This is a genomic window from Prosthecobacter sp., assembly GCF_044373815.1.
GTDB lineage: Bacteria > Verrucomicrobiota > Verrucomicrobiia > Verrucomicrobiales > Verrucomicrobiaceae > Prosthecobacter.
The window spans coordinates 1-3,028 of the sequence record NZ_JBIPNG010000645.1 but is presented as its reverse complement, the minus strand read 5'-3'; the positions used below and the strand labels follow the sequence as shown (position 1 = coordinate 3,028).

Annotated in this window: 1 protein-coding gene; it reads left to right on the top strand. The window is 60.6% G+C overall.

Annotated features, from left to right (window positions below; genetic code table 11):
- Positions 1-226: 226 nt before the first annotated feature.
- Positions 227-2,959, top strand: coding sequence for a zinc-dependent metalloprotease (locus tag ACIREA_RS29630; RefSeq protein ID WP_397385926.1), 2,733 nt, complete (start codon positions 227-229; stop codon positions 2,957-2,959).
- Positions 2,960-3,028: the final 69 nt, after the last annotated feature.

The following is a 3,028-nucleotide window of genomic DNA, read 5'->3' as shown; positions in this document are numbered from 1 at the left end:
GGCGGCGCGGGGCCGCCCCCCCGGGGGGCGGAGGGGGTTCCAGCCGCGAAAACGCAGGACCTGCACTCTTCTTACCAATAAATGTGCGCAAAGTGGAATGAGTGCCTAGATGTCCTGCCGACCTCCCCGTCGGCCTGTGTGCCACAATTTTATACAATGATCTGGCCGCTGGCACGTTGTGTCAGGTATTGTCGCATTTCCGACCCACCACCACCCTGCTTTCGCCATGTCTCGCCGCCTTCTGATCGCATGCTCAGTCCTTGTTCTGCCGCTGTCCAGCCTGCCTGCGGCTCCTGTAAAACCAGAGCCCAAACCGGCTCCTGCAAAACCGGAGCCGGCCAAGCCAGAACCCAAGCCGGAACCTAAACCCGAGCCAAAGCCCGAACCCAAACCGGAGCCCACGAAGCCAGAGCCTGCCAAACCCGCTCCAGCGCCCACACCCCCGGCGCCCTCCAATCCCCCCGTCACTCCGGCGCCCACTCAACCTGCACGTCCTCAGCAAACCGTCACCCTGACCAAGAGCGACGACAACAAGCCCAAGCGCAAAACTGTCGCTGAATTCACCAAGGGCTTCAAACGCGTCGACGGCCTCTTCCGGGTCTATCTCGATGCAGAACGTGGCAATCCATGGCTGTTTGTGGCGAAGAATCAGGTCGGCCCTGAGTTCATCTACTTCAACCACAGCGTGGATGGCCCTGTGGCTTCCGGCCACAACCGCGGTCGTTACGGCGACTCGCTGGTCTTCACGGTCCACAAGATTTTTGACCGCATCGAACTCGTCGAGCAAAACACCAAGCTCTACTTCGATCCGCAAAGCGCCCTGGCCAAAGCCCAGGCGGCCAACACCAGCAGCGCCATCTTGACCAGCGAAATCATCATGGCCGAGGACGATGAAGGCTATCTCATTTCCTGCACCAACCTGTTCCTGCGCGAAAACCTCACCCAGGTGAAGTTCAGCAACATGGGCGGGGACAAAGCCGTGCTGGGCAAGCTCTCGGAACCCAAGTCCAAGATCCTGCGCGTCAACGGCTACCCCAAAAACACCGCCATCACGGCGGAGTACGTTTTTGAAAACCCCACCCCCACCTGGGAAACCGCAGCCGACGTGGCCAATCCGCGCTACATCACCGTCAAGGTGCAGCACACGCTCATCGCCATGCCGGAGAGCGACTACAAGCCCCGCATCGATGATCCGCGCATCGGCTACTTCACCCATCAGATCACGGACATGACGAGCACGGACGTGGCTCCATACCGCGACGTCATCCACCGCTGGCGGCTGGTGAAGCAGAAGCCCGGCACCGCGCTGAGCGAGCCCGTGGAGCCGATCGTGTTCTGGATCGAGAACACCACACCCGTTGAATTCCGCGACACCATCCGCACCTCCGTGCTGAAGTGGAATGAGGCCTTTGAAACCGCCGGATTCAAAGACGCCGTCGTCGTCAAACAACAGCCCGATGACGCGAAGTGGAATGCGGATGACATCGAGCACAACGTGCTGCGCTGGACCAGCAGTGTGGCTCCGCCCTTCGGCGGCTACGGCCCCAGCTTTGCCAATCCGCGCACAGGCGAGATCCTCGGTGCAGACATCATGCTGGAGTACAGCTTCATCACCAAGCGCCTGCTCACCAAGAGGCTCTTCGCCGATCTGGGCACGGAAGCCGAAGCAGAAGGCCAGACGAAAGCTTTCAACCCGCACGCCTGCGAGGCCTGCGGCTCCGCACGCAACGGCCTGCTATTTGGCCAGACCATGCTGCGCCTGCAAAAGAGCGACCGCGTGGAGATGGACCGCCTCATCAAAGAATCGCTCTACTACCTCTGCCTGCATGAGGTCGGACACACGCTGGGCCTGAACCACAATTTCCGTGGCAGCCAGCTCCACAGCCTCAAGGACATCCACAATGGGGAGCTCACGGAAAAGACCGGCCTCACCGGCTCCGTCATGGACTACCCGCCGATCAACATCGCGCCCAAAGGCGTGAAGCAGGGCCAGTATTTCACCACCAAGCCCGGCCCCTATGACCATTGGGTGATCAATTACGGCTACAGCGAGTCCTTGGAAGATCCCATCGAAGATGCGAAGCGCCTCGAAGCCATCGCTGCTCTCTCGCACAAGCCGGAGCTGGCCTTTGCCAACGATGCCGACGACATGCGCTCTCCGGGCAAGGCCATCGATCCACGCGCCATGCTCTTTGACATGAGCAGCGATGCCATCAGCTACGGCGAGCAGCGCTGTGAAATCGTCCGCGTTGAACTCGCCAACATCCTCAAAGATGTCTCGGATCCCGGCAAGAGCTGGCAGGAAGTCGCGCAGGCCTTTGCCTCCCTGACGAAAGAAGCCAGCGGCTCGCTCAATGCCATCTCGCGCTATGTCGGTGGAGTCTATGTGGAGCGTGCCGTGCAGGGCCAGGCTCCCGGAGCCGTGCCGTTCAAGCCCGTCGAGGCCGAAAAGCAGCGCCAGGCTCTCGCCGTGCTGGCGAAGTACGCCTTTGCACCGGATGCGCTCGCCGCGCCGCCCGAACTCTACGCCCACCTCCAGCTGCAGCGCCGTGGCTTTGACCATCGTGACGAAGGTGAAGACCCCAAGCTCCATGAGCGCGTGTCCCTGATCCAGCGCGCGCTGCTGGACCAACTGCTGCATGCACACACTTTGAAGCGCATTGAGGACACGACGCTCTATGGCAACCAGTTGAGCCTGGATGAAATGATGAACTCGCTGACCACGGCGATCTGCACCGGAGATGATCCCGCCAAGCCGGTGAGCATCGCACGTCAGAATCTTCAGATCGACTACCTCAACCGTCTGCTCAACATCACCAACAATGGCGGCCACCCGCCTGCGGTGCAGAGCGTCGCGCTGCTGCAGATCGAACGCATCAAGGGACTGACCTTTGCCAATACACCGGCGCATCAGCTTGCGATCAAGTACCGCATTCGGCGTGGGCTGGATGAAAAGTGATTACGCTAAAGGACCCATCAGGCAGATGAGATGCACGTGATTGTGCCGCATAGACTGCGGCTTGATCCA